Annotated in this window: 20 protein-coding genes and 1 tRNA gene; 19 read left to right on the plus strand and 2 right to left on the minus strand. The window is 63.0% G+C overall.

Going from position 1 to position 19,143, the window contains the following annotated elements; genetic code table 11:
* Positions 1 to 93: 93 nt before the first annotated feature.
* The gene (locus tag H7688_RS10600) at positions 94 to 1,914 is read right to left on the minus strand and encodes a tetratricopeptide repeat protein (protein WP_183361085.1); all 1,821 of its coding nucleotides are present in this window, start codon (positions 1,912 to 1,914) and stop codon (positions 94 to 96) included.
* A 461-nt stretch (positions 1,915 to 2,375) separates the two neighbouring features.
* Here H7688_RS10600 and H7688_RS10605 point away from each other — a divergent pair, with 461 nt between their 5' ends.
* From H7688_RS10605 to H7688_RS10615, 3 genes are all read left to right on the plus strand, one after another.
* Complete coding sequence (locus H7688_RS10605; protein WP_183361086.1) at positions 2,376 to 3,638, plus strand: glycosyltransferase domain-containing protein; 1,263 nt, start codon at positions 2,376 to 2,378, stop codon at positions 3,636 to 3,638.
* A 192-nt stretch (positions 3,639 to 3,830) separates the two neighbouring features.
* Positions 3,831 to 4,169, plus strand: a complete 339-nt coding sequence (locus tag H7688_RS10610; RefSeq protein WP_183361087.1) for a hypothetical protein — start codon at positions 3,831 to 3,833, stop codon at positions 4,167 to 4,169.
* A gap of 116 nt (positions 4,170 to 4,285) precedes the next feature.
* Positions 4,286 to 4,615, plus strand: a complete 330-nt coding sequence (locus H7688_RS10615; RefSeq protein WP_183361088.1) for a hypothetical protein — start codon at positions 4,286 to 4,288, stop codon at positions 4,613 to 4,615.
* On the opposite strand, the gene H7688_RS10620 is transcribed toward H7688_RS10615, so the two are convergent.
* A complete protein-coding gene (locus tag H7688_RS10620) occupies positions 4,578 to 5,429 on the minus strand; it encodes a metallophosphoesterase (protein ID WP_183361089.1) in 852 nt (283 codons plus the stop codon). The two genes, H7688_RS10615 and H7688_RS10620, sit on opposite strands and share 38 nt — an antisense overlap.
* Before the next feature lie 195 nt (positions 5,430 to 5,624).
* On the opposite strand from H7688_RS10620, the gene H7688_RS10625 reads away from it, so the two are divergent.
* The 16 genes from H7688_RS10625 (at position 5,625) to hisF (ending at position 19,023) form a co-directional block, all read left to right on the plus strand.
* Positions 5,625 to 6,080, plus strand: coding sequence for a peptide chain release factor family protein (locus tag H7688_RS10625; protein WP_183361090.1), 456 nt, complete (start codon positions 5,625 to 5,627; stop codon positions 6,078 to 6,080).
* Positions 6,081 to 6,456: 376 nt separating this feature from the next.
* A complete protein-coding gene (rho, locus tag H7688_RS10630; RefSeq protein ID WP_183353910.1) occupies positions 6,457 to 7,707 on the plus strand; it encodes a transcription termination factor Rho in 1,251 nt (416 codons plus the stop codon).
* 99 nt (positions 7,708 to 7,806) lie between these two features.
* Complete coding sequence (rpmE, locus tag H7688_RS10635) at positions 7,807 to 8,013, plus strand: 50S ribosomal protein L31 (protein ID WP_183361091.1); 207 nt, start codon at positions 7,807 to 7,809, stop codon at positions 8,011 to 8,013.
* Positions 8,014 to 8,220: 207 nt separating this feature from the next.
* Positions 8,221 to 8,910, plus strand: coding sequence for an FAD-dependent thymidylate synthase (thyX, locus tag H7688_RS10640; RefSeq protein WP_183361092.1), 690 nt, complete (start codon positions 8,221 to 8,223; stop codon positions 8,908 to 8,910).
* A 99-nt stretch (positions 8,911 to 9,009) separates the two neighbouring features.
* The gene (locus H7688_RS10645) at positions 9,010 to 9,915 is read left to right on the plus strand and encodes a DUF1385 domain-containing protein (protein WP_183361093.1); all 906 of its coding nucleotides are present in this window, start codon (positions 9,010 to 9,012) and stop codon (positions 9,913 to 9,915) included.
* Positions 9,916 to 9,948: 33 nt separating this feature from the next.
* On the plus strand, positions 9,949 to 11,022 hold the full coding sequence (prfA, locus tag H7688_RS10650) for a peptide chain release factor 1 (protein WP_183361094.1): 1,074 nt from the start codon (positions 9,949 to 9,951) through the stop codon (positions 11,020 to 11,022).
* A gap of 191 nt (positions 11,023 to 11,213) precedes the next feature.
* Positions 11,214 to 12,074: a peptide chain release factor N(5)-glutamine methyltransferase gene (gene prmC / locus H7688_RS10655; protein WP_183361095.1), complete on the plus strand. Its 861-nt coding sequence runs from the start codon at positions 11,214 to 11,216 to the stop codon at positions 12,072 to 12,074.
* A 25-nt stretch (positions 12,075 to 12,099) separates the two neighbouring features.
* Complete coding sequence (gene murA, locus H7688_RS10660; protein WP_183361096.1) at positions 12,100 to 13,362, plus strand: UDP-N-acetylglucosamine 1-carboxyvinyltransferase; 1,263 nt, start codon at positions 12,100 to 12,102, stop codon at positions 13,360 to 13,362.
* Between the two features lie 14 nt (positions 13,363 to 13,376).
* Positions 13,377 to 13,453, plus strand: a tRNA-Pro gene (locus tag H7688_RS10665).
* Positions 13,454 to 13,510: 57 nt separating this feature from the next.
* Positions 13,511 to 14,149 carry an ATP phosphoribosyltransferase gene (gene hisG, locus H7688_RS10670; RefSeq protein ID WP_183361097.1) on the plus strand — a complete coding sequence of 213 codons (639 nt, stop codon included), beginning with the start codon at positions 13,511 to 13,513 and terminating at the stop codon, positions 14,147 to 14,149.
* Between the two features lie 23 nt (positions 14,150 to 14,172).
* Positions 14,173 to 14,496, plus strand: coding sequence for a hypothetical protein (locus H7688_RS10675; RefSeq protein ID WP_183361098.1), 324 nt, complete (start codon positions 14,173 to 14,175; stop codon positions 14,494 to 14,496).
* Between the two features lie 81 nt (positions 14,497 to 14,577).
* Positions 14,578 to 15,867: a histidinol dehydrogenase gene (hisD, locus tag H7688_RS10680; RefSeq protein WP_183361099.1), complete on the plus strand. Its 1,290-nt coding sequence runs from the start codon at positions 14,578 to 14,580 to the stop codon at positions 15,865 to 15,867.
* 49 nt (positions 15,868 to 15,916) lie between these two features.
* On the plus strand, positions 15,917 to 16,504 hold the full coding sequence (gene hisB, locus H7688_RS10685) for an imidazoleglycerol-phosphate dehydratase HisB (protein ID WP_183353920.1): 588 nt from the start codon (positions 15,917 to 15,919) through the stop codon (positions 16,502 to 16,504).
* Between the two features lie 158 nt (positions 16,505 to 16,662).
* On the plus strand, positions 16,663 to 17,286 hold the full coding sequence (gene hisH / locus H7688_RS10690; RefSeq protein ID WP_183361100.1) for an imidazole glycerol phosphate synthase subunit HisH: 624 nt from the start codon (positions 16,663 to 16,665) through the stop codon (positions 17,284 to 17,286).
* A 227-nt stretch (positions 17,287 to 17,513) separates the two neighbouring features.
* A complete protein-coding gene (gene hisA, locus H7688_RS10695; RefSeq protein WP_183361101.1) occupies positions 17,514 to 18,239 on the plus strand; it encodes a 1-(5-phosphoribosyl)-5-[(5-phosphoribosylamino)methylideneamino]imidazole-4-carboxamide isomerase in 726 nt (241 codons plus the stop codon).
* Between the two features lie 25 nt (positions 18,240 to 18,264).
* Positions 18,265 to 19,023 (plus strand): imidazole glycerol phosphate synthase subunit HisF, encoded by a 759-nt coding sequence (gene hisF / locus H7688_RS10700; protein WP_183361102.1) that lies wholly within the window; start codon positions 18,265 to 18,267, stop codon positions 19,021 to 19,023.
* The last annotated feature ends 120 nt before the right edge of the window (positions 19,024 to 19,143 follow it).

Below are 19,143 nucleotides of genomic sequence, written 5' to 3' on the forward strand. Positions count from 1 at the left end.
GCCGCGGCGTCTGGCAGGCGATGGCTTCAAGCGGCGACGTTGGTCGAGGTGGCCGGTCGCTTGCCGGATTTTCTCAACCTCGACCCGGTATTTTTACCCGTTTACCACCTGGCGCAGGTTGGCCAGGCATTCCCGCGCGTCCTGGTTCCAGGGTTCCAGCTGGGTGACCTTCCCGTAAAAGCTCTTCGCCTCCTCGGGGCGCTCCAGGACGGTGCAGATCTTGCCGAGGTTCATGAGCGTCTCGATGTTCTTGGGCTCTTTTTCCAAGAGCTTCAGGTAGATGGCAATGGCACCGTCCACGTCGTGACCTTCGACGAAGTAGAAATCGGCCAGGTTCTTCTGGAAGGTGGAGTTGCCGGGGGCCAGGACGGCCGCCTGCTCGTAGTGGTGCAGGGCTTTCTCCTTGTCTCCTTCCTGGTAACTGAGCACCGCAAGGTCGTTGTGCGCAGGGGCGAAGCCGGGGTAGCTCTTCAGGGTGGTTTCCAGTTCCCGGGCGGCGCCTGACAGGTCGCCCTCGCTTACCAACCCCTGCACCCTCTCGTAACGCTCCTCCGCGGTTTCCTCGTCGTCCTCGGCTGCTGCGGCTGTCTCGCGCAACTGGCAGATGCGCTGGCGCACCTCCTGGTTCCAGGGCTCGATGTCCAGTACCCGCTGATAGAAGATCTTCGCCTCGTCGGGCTGTCCCACCGTCTCGCAGATGACACCGAGGTTGGTCAGGGTCTCCGTGTCACGCGGCTCCTTCTGGTGCAGGTCGAGGTAGATGGCGATCGCCTCGTCGACCTCGCCGGCGGCCACGAACAAGAGGTCTGCCAGGTTCTTGCGATAGGTGTTCTCCTGCGGGGCAAGCGCCACCGCCCTGCGGTAGTGGCTGAGGGCCGTCTCGGCGTCATCCTGCTGCACCAGCAAGGTGGCATAGTCGTTGTGTGCCTGGGCGTGGTCGGGATAGCGGACCAGGTGCTCACGGAGCGCTTCCAGGGCGTCACCGGTGGCGCCGGCCGCCACGAGTTCCTCGACCGACCGGTAGGCCGCTTCGGCGCTCAGGGGCGCTTGCGGTGCCGGGGCGGCTGCCGCTGGCGCTACAAAAGCTTGGGCAGGTTGCGGAGGGATCTCGGTGCTCGGCGAAGACGCCGGGGCCGCTGTCACGGGGAGCGCGCACTGGCGCCCGGTCGCCGGGTAGTTCTGTTTCAGGTCGGCAAGCTCGCGCTGGGAGCCTTCCTGGCCGAGCGACGTACCGGTCTCCACCAGGCGCAGCCCGACGAACTCCTCGACATGCAGCATGGTGAAGTTGTCCACCACCCGCAGCAGGAAGTGGCGCAGCGCCTCGCACTGGAACTTGGCGTCGAACGCGCCGACCGCGTCGTTGAGTTCGCGGCGCCAGACCGGATGCGGGGCAATCAGGGAGAGCTGCAGCAACTGCTGCGCACTGTAGTGGGGCCAGATCATCTTCCCGTAGCTCGTGTGGTTCGCGAAGGTCTCGTGGGGGATGGCGGTAAAGCAGGTATCGCCGTAGGCGAGCATGGCGTCGGGACGGGACTCCAGCGTGTTCACCAGCAGCTCGTAGGCATCGCTGCGCAGGCGGTCGCTCGGCTCCAGCACCGTCAGGTAGCTTCCCGAGGCGATCTTGAGCGCCAGGTTCAGCCCGGCACCGGCCCCCTCGTCTGCCGCGGTCCTCACGGCGACCAGGTTCGCGTAGCGGCGCTGCAGGTCTACGACCACCGACCACTCGGATTGTTCCGAGCCCTGGTCCACCACGATCACTTCCATCCGTTGGGCGACCGTCTGTTCCATGAGTCCGTTCAGGCACTCCCTGAGGTAGGACTCCTTGTTGCGGGTCACCAGGATGACCGAGATGAGCGGTCGCTTGACGACGCCGGCGACCATTTCGCCAGCCGGGCGATTAACGAGTTGCCTCATGAGGTTGTCTCCCTTATCCGGACGTAAAGATTTTGGCGGTGCTGCTTTGGGACGAACAGCGCTTCTGCCGTGGGTCTGGCTCGATTTTGCAATTGATATGCCAGAGGTCCTGGAGCCAAGTCTCAGGCGTGCCGTGGGTTCGACGTTCCGTTTCAGGGCGCGGGCTCACGGGCAGCGGGGCTGGTCGCGTCAAAATATTGGTGGCCGATCCGGAGCGCTTCCGGTCAAATCGTTGACAGGGGCTGCCAGGGTTCCTGGCCGGGGGGAGCCGCAGGCCCGGTTGACGGCGCTGAACGGGAGTCTCCCTGGTGGGAGCGGGGCCTCGCTCCCGGTCGCGAAAGGGTGCGAGGCCGTGGCGGCAGGTAACTTGCATCCGACACGCCGGCCGTTACTATCAGCCGGGCCGGACCAGGGTCTCCCTCGCGGAGCCCTCGGTGCTGGAGCCCGAAGGAAGGAGAGACATGCTCAGCAACAATGGACACCTGAGGGTCGCCCTCATATCCGCCGATCTGGGGGGGGTGCGGGGTAACCGGACCGCTCACTATGTCGCCCAGGAACTCCCGGAGGGGTGGTCGCTCGACGTATTCTTCTTCGACGACGCCACCTTTCCCCAGCGCGCCTCCCTGTCCCCCCGGTTGCAGGCCAAGATCCCCAAGATGCTCGGCTACGAGCTGGCGCCCGGTTACGACTTCTACATCTGGCTCGACAGCTCCTTCATCCTGGCGCACCCGCAGGCGGTCAGCTGGCTGGTAGGTGTCTGCCGGGACAAGGATCTGGTGCTGTTCCGGCACCCGTACCGCACCTCGCTCGGCGAGGAGCTGGCGTACATGCAGGACCAGATGCAGACCGGCAACGGCTACCTCCTGGAGCGCTACCAGTCCGAGCCGGTCGAGGACCAGGTGGCGTTGTATCTGGCGGACCAGGGCTTTCGCGACGAGCGGCTCTTTGCCTGCGGTGCCTTCGTCTACAGCGGTGCCCTCACCGCCGCGGAGTACAACCTCCTGCCGCTCTGGTTTTACCACAACGCCCGCTACAGCATTCAGGACCAGTTGAGCCTCCCCTACCTGGTGAGCACCCTCGAGCGCGCCGGGCTCAAGGTCGGCTGTTTCCCCGAGGGGATCTTTACCTGCCGGTACCTAAGCCACTGCGAGGTGCCGGCTGCGCCGGAACAGGCAAGCAACGTCGGCAAGTGGGATACCTGGTATCAGGGGCTGTCCCAGGCACCGGGGGCCTTCAGGTATTCCGATACCGTGACCTACGAGATGGGGCGCGATTTCCTGGCGGACTGCCGGGTGGTCGAGGACTGGGGGACCGGAGCGGGGGGGTTCAAGCGCTTCCGGCCCGATGCGATCGGAGTCGACGGCAGCAATACCCCGCATGCCGAGAAGAAGTATGTCGACCTGGTGAACTACACCTCGCCGTGCGAGGGGATCTTCATGCGGCATGTCCTGGAGCACAACTACCAGTGGCAGGCGATTCTGCGCAACGCGCTTGGTTCCGCAACGAAGAAGCTGTGCATCGTCCTTTTTACCCCGCTTGCCGATACCTCTTCCCGGGAGATCGCGCACAACAGGGCGCACGGCGTCGATGTGCCGGATCTCTCCCTGGGGCGCGAGGAACTGGAAGGGATCCTGCGCGAATTCCAGCCGCACTCCGTCGAGATGGTCCGGATCGACAGCGAGACCGGCTACGGTCAGGAGTACCTGCTCTACATCCAGAAGTAAGAGCCGACGTACGCGACTGACTGCGTGTCCGCATCTCGTTTTTGGGGCTAGAAAATGTCAAGGGGGGTTGACTCTTTTAAATAGAATGTCTTAATCTACCATTGGTAAGAATTTCCCTGCGAAGAACTACACTGAGCAACCGCTCGGACCGGGTTCGATACGCGGACGGAAGCCCCGCAAAAGGAGGAGCAGATGAAACGGCACGAGGCAGCTCTGGAAGTTCTGGACGCGGTCCCCAATCTGGCCACCATTGCGCGGGTGCTTTCCGCCGCGGCCGACGAAGCCGCCGGCGAGGGGGGCGGCCCCGAGCGCGACCCAGCCGTGCGGCTGATCGCCTATCGCCTGGCCCGTCTCTGCCAGGTCGACGACATCACCTACGGGTACGACCCCGTCACCCTGGCCGATACCTACTGTACGCTGATGAAGGAGTGCAAGGCCAGGGCGACCGAGAGCACCGATGAGCTCGTCTTCCCGCTCCCTGACCTCTTCACCCCCACCAAGCGGCTCCCCTTCGACCCGCGTTCCCGCTAAGCCGTTCTCCGGAGGCTCACCACCTCCGGGCCACTTCGCCACGTCCAGCTTTGCCAGTATGAGTTCCCCAAAACTTGAGGAGTGCGGGAGAGGCCTCCCGTCCCCGGAGGTGCACCATGAAACGCCACAAGGACGCGTTGGGAATCCAGGAGGGTGCCATCAACATCCGGGCCATGGCCCGATCGCTGGTGGTTGCGGCCGAAGAAGCGGCCGGCGAGGGGGTGGGGGCCGAGCAGGACGCGGCGGTGCGCATGATAGTGCACCGCCTGGCGCGCGTCTGTCGGGTAGACCTGGTCTCCTACGGCTATGACCCTGAAACCCTGGCCGACACCTTCCAGTTGCTGGTCCAGGAATGCACGGCCAAGGTACAAAGCGGCGCCGGCGCCATCGGCAGCGACCAGGCTCCGGTCATGCTGGAAGGTGGGGAGCGCCGGGGCTCCCGGTAGCGTTTACCAGGGTCACCAGGGCCAGTTCGGGCCTGATGTTGATGCGGATGGGAAGGCCGCTCTCGCCCAGGCCGCCGCTCACGATGAGCGTGGTGTGGCCGTTTCGGAAGAGGCCGTAGTCCCAGGGGGGGAAGAAGCCGATGCGCGGCACGTAGGCGGCGCCGACGATCGGCAGGCGGATCTGGCCGCCGTGGGTATGCCCCGCCAGCAGGAGATCGAGCCCGAGCTGGGTGGCCTGGGGGAAGAGCATCGGGGAGTGGGTGAGCAAAACCCGCGGTTCCCCGGCAGCGGTCCCGGTGAGCGCCTGGTCCAGCCGGTCCCGCCCGGTGATCGGGTCGTCTACCCCGGCGATCCAGAGCCGCTGCCCGCTCCTCTCGAGAGGCGCCGCGCTGTTGAACAACATCTGGGCACCTGCCTCTTCCAGCCTCTGGGCAAACTCCAGCCCGCGCTCCAGCCGCCAATCGTGATTCCCCAGTACCGCGAAGACCGGGCGGTCCGCCGCCCTGCGCAGCGAGGTGAGCAGTTCGAGCGCCGGGGTGAGCACCGGGCGGTACCCGTTCACCAGGTCGCCGGTCACGGCAATGACGTCGTAGTGTTCCTGCTGAACCAGTGCCACCAGCTCCTCGCCAGCCGTACCGAACTCCTTGTCGTGCAGATCACTCAGGTGCAGGATCGTGAACCCCTCGAACGCGGCGGGAAGCTGTCGCACCGGCACGGTGTAGCGCCGGACCGCCACCGAGAGTCTCTCCAGGTAGAGGTAGGGGAACAACGAGGCGCTCCCCATCAAGAACATGCGTCGCGAAATTGCTGCCATTATTTTGACCTCCGGAATGCCCGGGCTTCTGACATCGGGCGGTTGCCATTCGAGATGTAAGTAAATTCTAACTCAACTGCGGACGCTCAGGTACTTACTCTTCCTGAGCCGGGAAGCCGGGTGCCGCGGGAAAAAGACGCAGATGCCTTTGACTTCGCCCCCTTGCTGAGGCTATCATGCCCGCCAGGGGGAATCATGGCTGAATTCGCAGTGAGCCCGGAGAAGAACCGCTGGCTCAAGGAACGCATGGAACAGCTGGGGGTGAGCGAGGCCGATCTCGAGGAACGCTTCGTCCATGCCTCGGGACGCGGCGGGCAGCATGTCAATAAAAGCTCCTCCTGTGTCTACCTGAAGCACCTCCCCAGCGGGGCGGAAGTGAAGTGCATGGAGTCGCGTAGCCAGTCGCTGAACCGCTTCCTGGCCCGGCGCTACCTCCTGGAGAAGGTGGCGGCGCTTGCCGGCGGCGACACGGTGAAGGACGCGGCGACCGAGAAGCTGCGGCGCCAGAAGGCCCGCCGCAAACGGCGTAGCGGTGCGAAGTACCAGGGAAAAACCGGAGCTGCCGAACCGGGAGCCGCAGCCGGCGACCAGGGTTCCCATCCGGCTGGCCCGGCACCCGCGGACGCTCAAAAAGGTACTCCCCACGAATGACCTGCGTATCGGCTTGCTCGCCTGAAAACCATTGGCAAGAAATTTGCTATCCCCGCTAATCGAGGCGTGGCGCCTGTTTTGGGCGGTGCCGCAGAGTGGCGAGCCGCGGCGCGGGCAGTCTCAGAAAAAAAGTTGACAAGGTTCTCGGCTGGAGGGTATAACTACCGTATCCTTCTATTTGACCAAACAACTACTCCTGCTTTTCATACCGAATAGTACCCGACACCTCAAGGTCTCTAAACTTCACACACGATTCATATACACACTAAGCGTTTTGCGCGTGTTTTCTCATGCCCCCATCCCACATTTCACACCCCATGCTCGCACCGAGGCATCGCCTTCACGATGTACTTTTGCGCCCTGACCAGGAGAACAGATGAACCTACAAGAACTGAAAGAGAAAAAGATTAACGATCTTACGGCGATCGCCAAGGCGCTCAACATCGAGGGGGCATCGAGCCTGCGCAAGCAGGACCTGATCTTCGCCATCCTCAATGCCCAGACCGAGAAAAACGGCATGATTTTCGGCGAGGGGGTCCTGGAGACGCTGCCGGACGGTTTCGGTTTCTTGAGGGCACCGGACTACAACTACCTGCCGGGTCCCGACGACATATACGTTTCACCCTCGCAGATCCGCCGCTTCAACCTGCACACCGGCGACACCGTGGCCGGCCAGATCCGTCCCCCGAAAGAGGGTGAGCGCTACTTCGCACTCTTAAAGGTCGAGACGGTGAACCACGAGTCCCCGGAAGTCGCCCGCGACAAGATCCTCTTCGACAACCTGACCCCGCTCTATCCCCAGGAAAAGCTGAAGCTGGAGACCACCCACGACAACATGTCGACCAGGGTGATGGAGCTCATCGCTCCGATCGGCAAGGGGCAGAGGGGGCTCATCGTCGCCCCGCCGCGCACCGGCAAGACCATGCTGATCCAGAACATCGCGAACTCCATCGCGGAGAACCACCCCGAGGTGTTCCTGATCGTGCTCCTGATCGACGAGCGTCCGGAAGAGGTGACCGACATGCAGCGCTCCGTGAAGGGCGAGGTGATCTCCTCGACCTTCGACGAGCCGGCCTCGCGCCACATCCAGGTGGCCGAGATGGTCATCGAGAAGGCCAAGCGCCTGGTCGAGCACAAGCGTGACGTCGTGATCCTGCTCGACTCCATCACCCGCCTGGCCCGCGCCTACAACACCGTGATCCCCCCCTCCGGCAAGATACTCTCCGGTGGTGTGGACTCGAACGCCCTCCATAAGCCCAAGCGCTTCTTCGGCGCGGCCCGCAACATCGAGGAAGGGGGGTCGCTCACCATCATCGCCACCGCCCTGGTCGACACCGGCTCCAAGATGGACGAGGTGATCTTCGAGGAGTTCAAGGGGACCGGCAACATGGAGCTGCACCTGGACCGCAAGCTGGTCGAGAAACGCACCTTCCCCGCCATCGACATCAACAAGTCCGGCACCAGGAAGGAGGAGCTCCTCATCGAGAAGGCCTCCCTGAACCGGATCTGGATCCTGAGGAAGGTGCTGCACCCGATGAACGTGGTCGACTCCATGGAGTTCCTGATCTCCAAGCTGGAAGGGACCAAGAGCAACCAGGATTTCCTGGACTCCATGAGCAAGGGGTGAAAAAAGGCTTGAAACTTTGCGCCGGAGGTGTTATTTATAGCAACTTTCCGGTGCAAAAATAAGTAAGGTAACGGGGCGGAGCCCCGCGAGGAGGAAGATATGAAAGAGGGAATCCATCCCAAGTACAACGTGATCACCGTAAAATGCCTCTGCGGGAACAACTTCGAGACCCGTTCCACCAAGGCAGAGATCTCCACCGAAATTTGCTCGCAGTGCCACCCGTTCTACACCGGCAAGCAGAAGCTGATCGACACCGCCGGCCGCGTAGAGCGCTTCCGCAAGAGATACAACCTGGCGGAAAAGTAAGGGCATTCGCGTTTGCATAAACCGTGAAGGGGATTTTGTCATTGGCGAAATCCCCTTGTTTCGTTTTTACTGGTTACCGACTTTACCCGTTGGCAGGCGAAACATACGCCACGGAGTCACGGGGCACGCGGAGCAGACCCTGACCGGGTTTGTTCCTCCGAGCCCTCCGCGTCTCCCTGGCAAACAACGATTTACATCAGGATCTTCATGAAGGTAGCGCTGCTTCAACACACCCCCGATCCGGAGCTGTCCGTAGCACTGGCCGCCCGGCTCTGCTATTCGCACGTCGACATCGAGGCGCTCAAAGACCGACTTTCCGGCGCCGACATCAACAATTTCCTCGACAAGATCATGTCGCTCGGACACCAGTCCGTGCTGGAGCATGCCTCCTTCACCTTCGGTATCGAGGGGATCTCGCGGGTGACCAGCCACCAGCTGGTGCGCCACCGCGTCGCCTCCTACTCGCAGCAGTCCCAGCGCTACGTCTCGCACAAGGAGCGTTTCGCCGTGGTGACGCCGCCGACCATCGCGGAGAACCCGGAGTTTGCCGCGCTTTTCGAGGCGCAGATCGCCGCCCTGCACGCAGGCTACGCCGCCTTGGTGGAGGCCGGTGTGCCCGCCGAGGACGCGCGCTACCTGCTCCCCAACGCCACCGAGACCAAGATCATCGTGACCATGAACGCCCGCGAGCTTTTGCACTTCTTCGGCGTGCGCTGCTGCGAGCGCGCCCAGTGGGAGATCCGGGCCATGGCGGTCGAGATGCTCAAGCTGGTCCGTCCGGTAGCACCCACCATTTTCAAGAAAGCCGGTCCGGGCTGTCTGGCCGGTCCTTGCCCCGAAGGGAGCATGTGCTGCGGCAAGATGGTGGACGTCAGGAAGTTCTTCCAGGAGCTTTAGCACCCCTGGAGCTTTCGGGCCGCCCCGCGCGCACCTCTCTCGCCTCCTGCGGCCTTTCCCGGCCGGCCCTCATGCCGGCAGGCAACCACGAGGTACCCCATGTCTAAAATCAATATAGGTGGTCAGGCAGTTCTCGAAGGTGTCATGATGCGCGCCCCGCGCTCCATGGCCATTGCCGTTAGGCGCCCCGACGGCGAGATCTCGGTGAAGAAGGAAGTGGTGGTGCCGCTCTCCGAGCGCTTCCCCATCACCAAGCTCCCCATCGTGCGCGGCGCGGTGGCCATGTTCTCCTCGCTCCTGATCGGCATCCAGGCGCTCAACTTCTCGGCCAACGAGGCGCTCGCCGAGGGGGAGGAGAAGGAAGAGCTCTCCAACTGGGCGATGGGCGGTACCATGGCTGCGGCGTTTGGTTTCGGCATCCTGCTCTTTTTCATCATGCCGCTCTACCTGACCAAGCTCCTGATCCCGATCATCGGCGACTCCAACCTCGTTTTCAACCTGGTGGACGGCCTGATCCGGGTCGTGGTCTTTTTGCTCTACATCATGGGGATCTCCCGGATGAAGGACATCCAGCGGGTGTTCCAGTACCACGGTGCCGAGCACAAGTCGATCTTCACCTTCGAGGCCGGCGAGGAGCTCACCGTGGAGAACGTCCGCAAGTACAGCTGCCTGCACCCGCGCTGCGGCACCAGCTTTTTGTTGATCGTCATGCTGGTGAGCATCCTGGTGTTCTCGCTCATCCCGAAGCTGTGGCCCTTCTACTTCAAGGCCGGATCGCGCGTCGTGCTGTTGCCCATCATCGCCGGGCTCTCCTACGAGGTGCTCAAGTGGACCGCGAAGCACGACAGCCACCCGCTGGTGAAGCTGGTGATCGCACCGGGGCTCTGCCTGCAGCGTCTCACCACCCGCGAGCCGGACGACCACCAGATCGAGGTCGCGATCCGTTCCATGAGCGAGGCGCTGGAGCTGAACGGCGGTTACAAGGACGACCGGCTGGTCGTCTAGTCGTACCGAAAAATCATCTTTTGAGGTTCATCTATGTTTGACAAGATAGCGGAGCTGGAGCGGCGCTTTGAAGAGCTGGAATCCCTCCTTGCCGACCCCACCGTACTCGCTAACCAGACCGAGTTCCGCAAGCTCTCCAAGGAGCACTCCGGGCTCGCCGAGCTGATCGCCGCCTTCCGCGAATACAAGAAGCTTTTGGCCGACATCGAGGACAACCAGGAACTTTTGAAGGAGCCGGACCAGGAGATGCGCGAGATGGCGCAGGCCGAGCTGCAGTCCCTCGAGGAGCGTCGCGAGGCCCTGGAAGGCGAGATCAAGGTGCTCCTCTTGCCCAAGGATCCCAATGACGACAAGAGCGTGGTCCTCGAGATCCGCGCCGGCACCGGCGGTGACGAGTCCGCCCTTTTTGCCGGCGACCTGTTCCGCATGTACTCCCGCTTTGCCGAAACGAACCGTTGGCGTGTCGAGTTGATCTCCGCCTCCGAGAGCGAGCGCGGCGGCTTCAAAGAGGTCGTGGCCCTCATCGAGGGGGCCGGCGTCTTCGCGAAGCTCAAGTACGAGTCCGGCACCCACCGCGTGCAGCGCGTCCCCGAGACCGAGGCCCAGGGGCGCATCCACACCAGTGCCTGCACCGTGGCCGTACTCCCCGAGGCCGAGGACATCGACATCGACATCAACCCGGCCGACCTGAAGATCGACGTCTACCGCTCCTCCGGCGCCGGCGGCCAGCACGTCAACACCACCGACTCCGCGGTGCGCATCACCCACCTCCCGACCGGGACCGTGGTGGCCTGCCAGGAAGAGCGCAGCCAGATCAAGAACCGCGCGAAGGCGATGAAGGTCTTGAAGTCGCGCATCCTCGACAACATCATCTCCGAGCAGAACGCGAAACTCGCCGCAGACCGCAAGAGCCAGGTCGGCTCCGGCGACCGCAGCGAGCGCATCCGGACCTACAACTTCCCGCAGGGGAGGATGACCGACCACCGCATCGGGCTCACCCTGTACCGGCTCGACTCCATCATGGCCGGCGACATCAACGAGATCGCCGACGCCCTGCGCGCCCACTACCAGATGGAGGCGCTCCAGGAGCAGAGCCAGATCGTGTAAATCCGCCGAACTTCCCCCCCCCTCCCCTTGCGGAAGGGGGTAGGGGGGTGGGGGTAGGTGCCACGAAGTGACGTTGTGCTTGTGCCGGCGTCCCCCTCACCCCGACCCTCTCCCGCCAGGGGAGAGGGAGGTTGGCCACAGATGGCGGCCGCCTGGCAGCACCCCAACCTTCTACACCCTCGAGACTGTTCATGGCGCAGCAGCAGGAAAAATGGGACGTCCTCAAGATACTCAACTGGACCAAGGGGTATCTGGCGGAAAAAGGCGTGGAGAATCCCCGGCTCGAGGCCGAGTGGCTGCTCTGCGAGGCGCTCTCGTTGGACCGCGTCGGTCTCTACCTCAACTTCGACAAGCCGTTAAGCGACGCCGAACTCGCCGCCTATAAAGCCATGGTGGTCCGCCGGGCCAAGCGCGAGCCGCTGCAGTACATCCTGGGGACCCAGGAGTTCATGGGGCTCGAGTTCCAGGTGACGCCGGCTGTCCTCATCCCGCGCCACGACACCGAGGTGCTGGTGAGCGAAGCGATCCGGCACGCCGCCGGGATCAAGACCCTCCTCGATATCGGCACCGGCAGCGGTTGCGTGGCAATCGTCCTTGCCAGGGAGCTCCCGGAAACCGAGGTCGCCACGGTCGACATCTCTCCGGAAGCTATCGAGGTGGCCCGCGGCAACGCCGAGCGCAGCGGCTCCCCCGTGCACTTTTTTCAGGGATCCCTCTTCGAACCGTTTGCCGGGCGGCGCTTCGACATGGTAGTATCCAATCCCCCGTACATCCGGAAGGACGAGCTGGACACCCTGCAGCCCGAGGTGCGCGGCTTCGAGCCGATGAGCGCGCTGGACGGCGGCAACGACGGCCTCGACTTCTACCGTGCCATCGTCGCGGACGCGCCCAGGCACCTGAACCCGGGCGGCTGGCTCCTCTTCGAGGTGGGCGCCGGGCAGGCTCCGGACGTGCTGGCTTTGTTGCAACAGGGCGGATTCGCAGCAGAAACCTTCACCGCACCGGACCCCGCCGGCATCGACCGGGTGGTGGGCGGCAGGCTGAATAGCTAGATAACAAAACCAACAGAGGTACCTTGTGGACAAACTGGTAATCAACGGCGGCAAGAAGCTCTCCGGCGACGTGACCGTGAGCGGATCGAAAAACGCCTCTCTCCCCATATTCATCTCCACCATCCTGGCACCCGGCTGCCACGAGATCAGCAACGTCCCCTTCCTGCGCGACATCAACACCACCATCAAGGTGCTTGAGCAGCTGGGCGCTCGCGTCGACGGCAAGGGTAACGTGGTGAAGATCGACACCACCGACCTGAACAGCTTCGAGGCGACCTACGACCTGGTGCGCACCATGCGCGCCTCGGTGCTGGTGCTCGGGCCGCTTTTGGCGCGTTTCGGCCAGGCCAGGGTCTCGCTGCCGGGCGGTTGCGCCATTGGCGCGCGTCCCATCAACCTGCACCTGAAGGGGCTTGCCGCGCTGGGCGCCGAGATCACCCTGGAGCACGGCTACGTCGAGGCCAAGGCGAAGAAGTTGAAGGGCGCCCGCATCCACTTCGACCTCCCGACCGTCGGGGGCACCGAGCAGCTTCTCATGGCTGCCGCCACCGCCAAGGGCGAGACCATCCTGGAGAACGCGGCGCGTGAGCCGGAGATCGTGGACCACGCCGACATTCTGAACAAGATGGGCGCCAAGATCGAAGGGGCCGGCACCGACACCATCCGCATCATCGGGGTGGACGAGCTGCAGCCGACCAACCATACCGTCATGCCGGACCGGATCGAGGCGGGAACCTTCATGGTCGCCGCAGCCATGACCGGCGGCGACATCAGGATCCACAACATGCGCCTGGACCACCTGGACGCCCTGGCGTTCAAACTCCAGGACGCCGGTGTCGAGATCAGCAACAAGGACAACATCGTCCGGGTCAAGGGGCCCAAGAAGATCAAGAGCGTCAACATCAAGACGCGCCCCTATCCGGGTTTCCCGACCGACATGCAGGCCCAGTTCATGGCGCTCATGTGCATCGCCGAGGGGGCCAGCGTCATCAGCGAGAACATCTTCGAGAACCGCTTCATGCACGTCTCGGAGCTTTTGCGCTTCGGTGCCGACATCACCGTGGAAGGAAACACCGCGACGGTCAAGGGGGTCAAGAAGCTCTCCGGCGCCCCGGTCATGGCCACCGACCTGCGTGCCTCGGCCTCGCTGATTCTGGCTGCGCTTGCCGCCGACAGCACCAGCGAAGTCTCGCGCATCTACCACCTGGACCGCGGCTACGAGTCGATCGAGAAAAAGCTCGCCGGCCTGGGCGCCGACATCGTCAGGGTGAAGGACGAGAGCCAGTAAACGACAGGCATAATCGGTGCGTAGCGCAGCCTGGTAGCGCACTAGACTGGGGGTCTAGTGGTCGCTGGTTCGAATCCAGTCGCACCGACCATTTTTTTAAGCCTCGCTTCCACAGTGGGGCGTGCACTTCTGCCAACCAGAGGTTTTTATGTCCGATTTCATCACCATTGCTATTCCCAAGGGCCGCATCCTGCAGGACTCGGTAGCCCTCTTCAAGAAGATCGGCATCGACTGCGAGGAACTCCTCTCCGATACCCGCAAACTCGTGTTCGAGAACGCCGAGCAGAAGATGCGTTACATGATCGTGCGCGCCACCGACGTTCCCACCTACGTGGAGTACGGTTGCGCCGACCTGGGCATCGTCGGCAAAGATACCCTGATGGAGCAGGAGAAGGATCTTTACGAACCGCTCGACCTCAAGTTCGGCTACTGCCGCCTGATGGTCGCCGAACCGGCGGAGCTCTCCAGCAAGGACGATCCCTCGGCCTGGAACAACATCCGCATCGCCACCAAGTACCCCAAGGTGACCGAGAAATACTTCGCTGCCAAGGGGGTGCAGGTCGAGCTGATCAAGCTGTACGGTTCGATCGAGCTGGCCCCGATCGTGGGCCTCTCCGAGCGCATCGTCGACCTGGTGTCCACCGGTGAGACCCTGAAGCAGAACGGTCTGGTGGAGATCGAAACCATTGCCGAAATCACCTGCCGCCTCATCGTGAACCGGGCGAGCCTGAAGACCAAGCACGAGCGCATCTCGAAGATTATTGAAGGGCTGGAACAGCATATCTAATGAAATGATGCAGGAGGAATTTCATGGAACAGGTGCTGGCTGATGCCTTCTTGAATTTCTACCAGAAGGTGCTGAAACCCGAGTTCGATGCCCTGAAGGGGAACCAGGCCGTGCACGACGAGCGGCTCGCCGAGGTCGTGGGGCACCTCGACTCCATCTACAAGCGCCTCGGCATACTGGAGGACGGCTACGCCGAAATCGGCGACCGGCTCAAGCTGATCGAGGATGCGCTGGAGGCAGAAGGTTCCGAGAACGCTGGCCTGGAGCAGCAGGTGAAGGATCTCAAGAAACAGTTGAAGAGCTTCCAGGACCGGCTCAACGTGGTGGAACGCCAGCCGCTGGGCTGACTCAGGGCTTGCCAGCCGGCCCCGTTCGGGGGCAGAATAACGAGGCGGTCTAATTAGTACGCCAAGCGATGAGGTTTTATTATGCAATTCCTCGATATTAAGGAACCGGGATTTGATGCGAAATTCGCGGCGCTGGTGCAGCGCAGCGAGGAGTCGGGGCGTGAGGTCGAGGAGGTGGTCCAGGGGATCATCAACCAGGTGCGCAGCCGTGGCGACGAGGCGCTGGTAGAGTTCACCAGGAAGTTCGACCGTGTCGAGTGCGATGCGGCCGGCCTCGAGGTGACCCAGGCCGAATTCGAACAGGCCTTCGCGGCCGTCGATGCGCGCGACCTGGCAGCCCTGCGCCACGCGGTTCAGCGTGTGGAGCGCTTCCACGAGAAGCAGAAGCAGCAGAGCTGGCTTTCCACCGAGGAATCCGACATCATGCTGGGCCAGAAGGTAACCCCGCTCGCCAGGGTCGGCATCTACGTCCCGGGCGGCAAGGCGAGCTACCCCTCCAGCGTCATCATGAATGCGGTTCCGGCCAAGGTCGCGGGCGTCAAAGAGATCATCATGGTCGCTCCGGCTCCCGGCGGCGAGACCAACCCGCACGTGCTGGTGGCCGCGAAGCTTGCCGGCGTGGACCGTGTCTTCAAGATCGGCGGCGCGCAGGCTGTGGCGGCGCTCGCCTACGGCACCCAGACCATTCCCCGTGTCGACAAGATCACCGGACCCGGCAACATCTACGTCGCCACCGCGAAAAAGCTCGTCTTCGGGCAGACCGGCATCGACATGATCGCCGGCCCGAGCGAGATCCTGGTCATCAACGACGGCAGCGGCAACCCGATGCACATCGCGGCCGACCTGCTCTCCCAGGCCGAGCACGACGAGCTTGCCTCCGCCGTACTCATCACCACCGACCGCAACTTCGGGCAGCGCGTGGCCATCGAGGTCGAGCGCCAGCTGCACGAGCTGCCGCGCCAGGCCATTGCCCGCAAGTCCTGGGAATCCTTCGGCGTCATCATCGTCTCCGACACCATGGAGGAGGCGATCAGCTTCTCGAACCGGATCGCGCCGGAACACCTGGAACTGGCCGTCGAGAACCCGTTCGAGATCCTGCCGCTTATCACCAACGCCGGCGCCATCTTCATGGGGCACTACACCCCCGAGGCCGCGGGCGACTACCTGGCGGGTCCCAACCACACCCTCCCGACCGGCGGGACCGCGCGTTTCTTCTCCCCCTTGTCCGTCGACGACTTCGTGAAGAAGAGCTCTATCCTCTACTTCACCAAGGGCGGGCTGGAGCGGGTTGGCGCCGATATCGTCAGGATAGCGGGACTCGAGGGGCTCGACGCCCACGCGAGGTCGGTGAGCTTCAGGCTGGACAAGTAGTTCGCAGGTCCCCATAACAAGGGGGCACACCATACACGGAGGAGCCGCCATGGCCAGAACGGCAGTCATCGAACGGATCACCAAGGAGACCCAGATCAAGCTCTCCCTGAACCTTGACGGTAAAGGTGAAGGACGCATTTGCACCTCGGTCCCCTTCCTGGATCACATGCTGGACCTCTTCGCCCGGCACGGCCTGTTCGACCTGACCGTGGAAGCCAAAGGCGACATCGACATCGACTTCCACCACACGGTCGAGGATATCGGCATCGTACTCGGCTCTGCTTTCAAAGAGGCCATGGGCGACAAGTGCGGTATCCGCCGCTACGGTCAGACCACCGTGCCGATGGACGAAACACTGGCCAGCGTGGTCACCGACCTCTCCGGCCGTCCCTACCTGGTCTACAACGTGAGTCTCCCGAAGGTGAAGATCGGCGACTTCGACGTCGAGCTGGTGCGCGAGTTCTTTCAGGGCTTCGTCAATAACTGCGCCTGCAACTTGCACATCAACGTCATGTATGGCGAGAACGTGCACCACATTCTGGAAGCCTGTTTCAAGGCGGCCGCCCGGGCCCTCGACATGGCGACCCAGCACGATCCCCGCATCGAAGGGGTCATGTCCACCAAGGGAAAGCTGTAAAACCCTAACTGCTGTTCGTTCTAGGTTAGAGGCGTGGACGCGAACGGTGGTGTTGGAGGGTTGGGCTGGTGAACGGAGCCGGCTGGAAACAGTCCGGGGTGTTAACGTAGAACCTAGAACATAGAACGTAGAACAGCCTCTTGGGCTTTTGAGGATTTATGATCGCGATTATCGACTATGGGATGGGAAACCTTCGCTCCGTGCAGAAGGGGTTTGAGAAGATCGGTTTTGACGCCGTGGTCAGCGCGGATCCCAACATTCTGAAGGAAGCGGAGCGGGTGGTGCTGCCGGGTGTGGGAGCCTTCCGCGACTGCATGAGGAACCTGGAGCAGGCGGGCTTCGTCGAGCCGATCCTCAAGGTGATCCAGGAAGGGAAGCCCTTCCTCGGCATCTGCGTCGGGATGCAACTCCTCTTCACCCAGAGCGAGGAGTTCGGCATCTACCAGGGGCTCAACGTGATCCCGGGCAACGTGCTGCGTTTCGCGGACGGGATGGTAGAAGAGGGCGAGGCGCTCAAGGTCCCGCACATGGGGTGGAACCAGCTCGCCATCAAGCGCGAGGCTCCGCTCTTCGACGGTATCGCCGATGGCAGCAACGTCTACTTCGTGCACTCCTACTACGTGAAGCCGGAAGACGAGAGCGTGGTGGCGGCCTCGACCCGCTACGGCATCGACTTCTGCGCCGCGATCTGGCGCGACAACATCATGGCCACCCAGTTCCACCCGGAGAAGTCCCAGGACAAGGGCCTGGCCATGCTGAAGAATTTCGCCACGATGAAGTAGCTAGTCGTGGAACGGCCAGCGTAGCAAGGGCGAATGATGATTCGTCCCTACGACACCCCGGTTCCTGCAGTCTCCGAAGCTGAAGTGTTCCGGCTGAAAGCTTTTTTATGGATGACGCCGCCCCTACGGTCCCCCTTTGCGAAGGGGGGACAGGGGGGATTTGTCTTTGACTCGATGTGGCCGTAAGGTTGACCTTTAGTTTTCATTTCAGAAATTCTGGAGTTGCAATGATCGTCATACCCGCGATAGACCTGAAGAACGGTTGCTGTGTGCGCCTCGAGCAGGGGCTGATGGACAAGGATACGGTTTTCAACGACGACCCGGGTGCCCAGGCGGCCGAGTGGCAGCGTCAGGGCGGCGAACTGCTGCACATTGTGGACCTGGATGGTGCCTTCGCCGGTGAACCAAAGAACCGCAGCGCCATCGAGGCGATCGTGAAATCCGTCAGCATCCCGACCCAGCTGGGCGGCGGCATTCGCGACATCGCCACCGTCGAGGCCTACCTCTCGCTGGGGATCGGCCGGGTCATCATCGGCACCGCAGCTCAGCGCAACCCCGAGTTCGTCAAAGAGGCCTGCGAGAAGTTCCCGGGACAGGTGGTGGTCGGCATCGACGCTAAAAACGGCATGGTAGCCGTGCAGGGGTGGGCCGAGGTGACCGGCGTGACGGCGACCGAACTGGCCAAGAAGTTCGAAGGCGACGGCGTCTCCGCCATCATCTACACCGACATCAGCCGCGACGGCATGATGCAGGGGCCGAACATCGAGGCGACCAAGGCGCTTGCCGAGGCGATCAGTATCCCCGTCATCGCCTCGGGTGGGCTCTCTTCGCTCAAAGACATCGAGAACCTGATGGCCATCGAGTCATCCGGCGTGACCGGCGTCATCACCGGCAAGGCGATCTACAGCGGAGCCATCAAGCTGGCCGAGGCGATCGCCCTGACTAAGAAATAAGAGGCTGTTTCGGAGAAACAACACGATGCTGACCAAGAGAATCATTCCCTGCCTCGACGTTAAAGGTGGACGCGTTGTCAAAGGTGTCCAGTTCCTCGGCCTGCGCGACGCCGGTGACCCGGTGGAGATCGCCGAGATGTACGACGCCCAGGGCGCCGATGAGCTCACCTTCCTCGATATCACCGCCTCCTCGGACGACCGCGATATCATCATCGACGTGGTGCGCCGCACAGCGGAGCGCGTCTTCATGCCGCTCACCGTGGGCGGCGGGGTCCGCGTGGTCGATGACATCCGGCGCCTGTTGAATGCCGGGGCCGACAAGGTTTCCATCAACACCGCAGCAGTGCATCGCCCCGAGTTCGTCAGCGAAGCGGCCGAGAAGTTCGGCTCCCAGTGCACCGTGGTAGCCATCGACGCCCGCAGCCGTGCCGGCGGCGGGTGGGAGGTCTACACCCACGGCGGCCGCAACCCGACCGGCATTGACGCCATCGAGTGGGCCCACAAGATGGAGAGCCTGGGTGCCGGCGAGATCCTTTTGACCAGCATGGACCGTGACGGCACCAAGGACGGCTACGACCTGCCGCTGACCCGCGCCGTGGTCGACGCGGTCAGCATCCCGGTCATCGCCTCCGGCGGCGTCGGAAACCTCTCGCATCTCTACGACGGTTTCACCCAGGGTGGCGCCAGCGCCTGCCTCGCCGCCTCCATCTTCCACTACCGTGAGCACACCATCGAAGAGGCCAAGCAGTACCTGCGCGGCCGCGGCGTGGCGGTGCGGCTCTAAGCGGCAAGTCCTTCCAACTGTTTACGACAAGTCTTCACTCTCCCCCGCCCTCGACGGGAGGGGCCTGGGGGGTGGGTGAAGCCGCCACGAAGTGACCTGGCCGCAGCTGCCGGCGTCCCC

Origin of the sequence: Geomonas limicola, from assembly GCF_014193675.1 — a bacterium.
Classification (GTDB): Bacteria; Desulfobacterota; Desulfuromonadia; order Geobacterales; family Geobacteraceae; genus Geomonas; species Geomonas limicola.

What these genes read in the sequence shown, in the direction of transcription:
- H7688_RS10600 (WP_183361085.1), bottom strand. Translation starts at nt 1,914, where the DNA reads ATGAGGCAACTCGTTAATCGCCCGGCTGGCGAAATGGTCGCCGGCGTC.
- H7688_RS10605 (WP_183361086.1), top strand. Translation starts at nt 2,376, where the DNA reads ATGCTCAGCAACAATGGACACCTGAGGGTCGCCCTCATATCCGCCGAT.
- H7688_RS10610 (WP_183361087.1), top strand. Translation starts at nt 3,831, where the DNA reads ATGAAACGGCACGAGGCAGCTCTGGAAGTTCTGGACGCGGTCCCCAAT.
- H7688_RS10615 (WP_183361088.1), top strand. Translation starts at nt 4,286, where the DNA reads ATGAAACGCCACAAGGACGCGTTGGGAATCCAGGAGGGTGCCATCAAC.
- H7688_RS10620 (WP_183361089.1), bottom strand. Translation starts at nt 5,429, where the DNA reads ATGGCAGCAATTTCGCGACGCATGTTCTTGATGGGGAGCGCCTCGTTG.
- H7688_RS10625 (WP_183361090.1), top strand. Translation starts at nt 5,625, where the DNA reads ATGGCTGAATTCGCAGTGAGCCCGGAGAAGAACCGCTGGCTCAAGGAA.
- rho (WP_183353910.1), top strand. Translation starts at nt 6,457, where the DNA reads ATGAACCTACAAGAACTGAAAGAGAAAAAGATTAACGATCTTACGGCG.
- rpmE (WP_183361091.1), top strand. Translation starts at nt 7,807, where the DNA reads ATGAAAGAGGGAATCCATCCCAAGTACAACGTGATCACCGTAAAATGC.
- thyX (WP_183361092.1), top strand. Translation starts at nt 8,221, where the DNA reads ATGAAGGTAGCGCTGCTTCAACACACCCCCGATCCGGAGCTGTCCGTA.
- H7688_RS10645 (WP_183361093.1), top strand. Translation starts at nt 9,010, where the DNA reads ATGTCTAAAATCAATATAGGTGGTCAGGCAGTTCTCGAAGGTGTCATG.
- prfA (WP_183361094.1), top strand. Translation starts at nt 9,949, where the DNA reads ATGTTTGACAAGATAGCGGAGCTGGAGCGGCGCTTTGAAGAGCTGGAA.
- prmC (WP_183361095.1), top strand. Translation starts at nt 11,214, where the DNA reads ATGGCGCAGCAGCAGGAAAAATGGGACGTCCTCAAGATACTCAACTGG.
- hisG (WP_183361097.1), top strand. Translation starts at nt 13,511, where the DNA reads ATGTCCGATTTCATCACCATTGCTATTCCCAAGGGCCGCATCCTGCAG.
- H7688_RS10675 (WP_183361098.1), top strand. Translation starts at nt 14,173, where the DNA reads ATGGAACAGGTGCTGGCTGATGCCTTCTTGAATTTCTACCAGAAGGTG.
- hisD (WP_183361099.1), top strand. Translation starts at nt 14,578, where the DNA reads ATGCAATTCCTCGATATTAAGGAACCGGGATTTGATGCGAAATTCGCG.
- hisB (WP_183353920.1), top strand. Translation starts at nt 15,917, where the DNA reads ATGGCCAGAACGGCAGTCATCGAACGGATCACCAAGGAGACCCAGATC.
- hisH (WP_183361100.1), top strand. Translation starts at nt 16,663, where the DNA reads ATGATCGCGATTATCGACTATGGGATGGGAAACCTTCGCTCCGTGCAG.
- hisA (WP_183361101.1), top strand. Translation starts at nt 17,514, where the DNA reads ATGATCGTCATACCCGCGATAGACCTGAAGAACGGTTGCTGTGTGCGC.
- hisF (WP_183361102.1), top strand. Translation starts at nt 18,265, where the DNA reads ATGCTGACCAAGAGAATCATTCCCTGCCTCGACGTTAAAGGTGGACGC.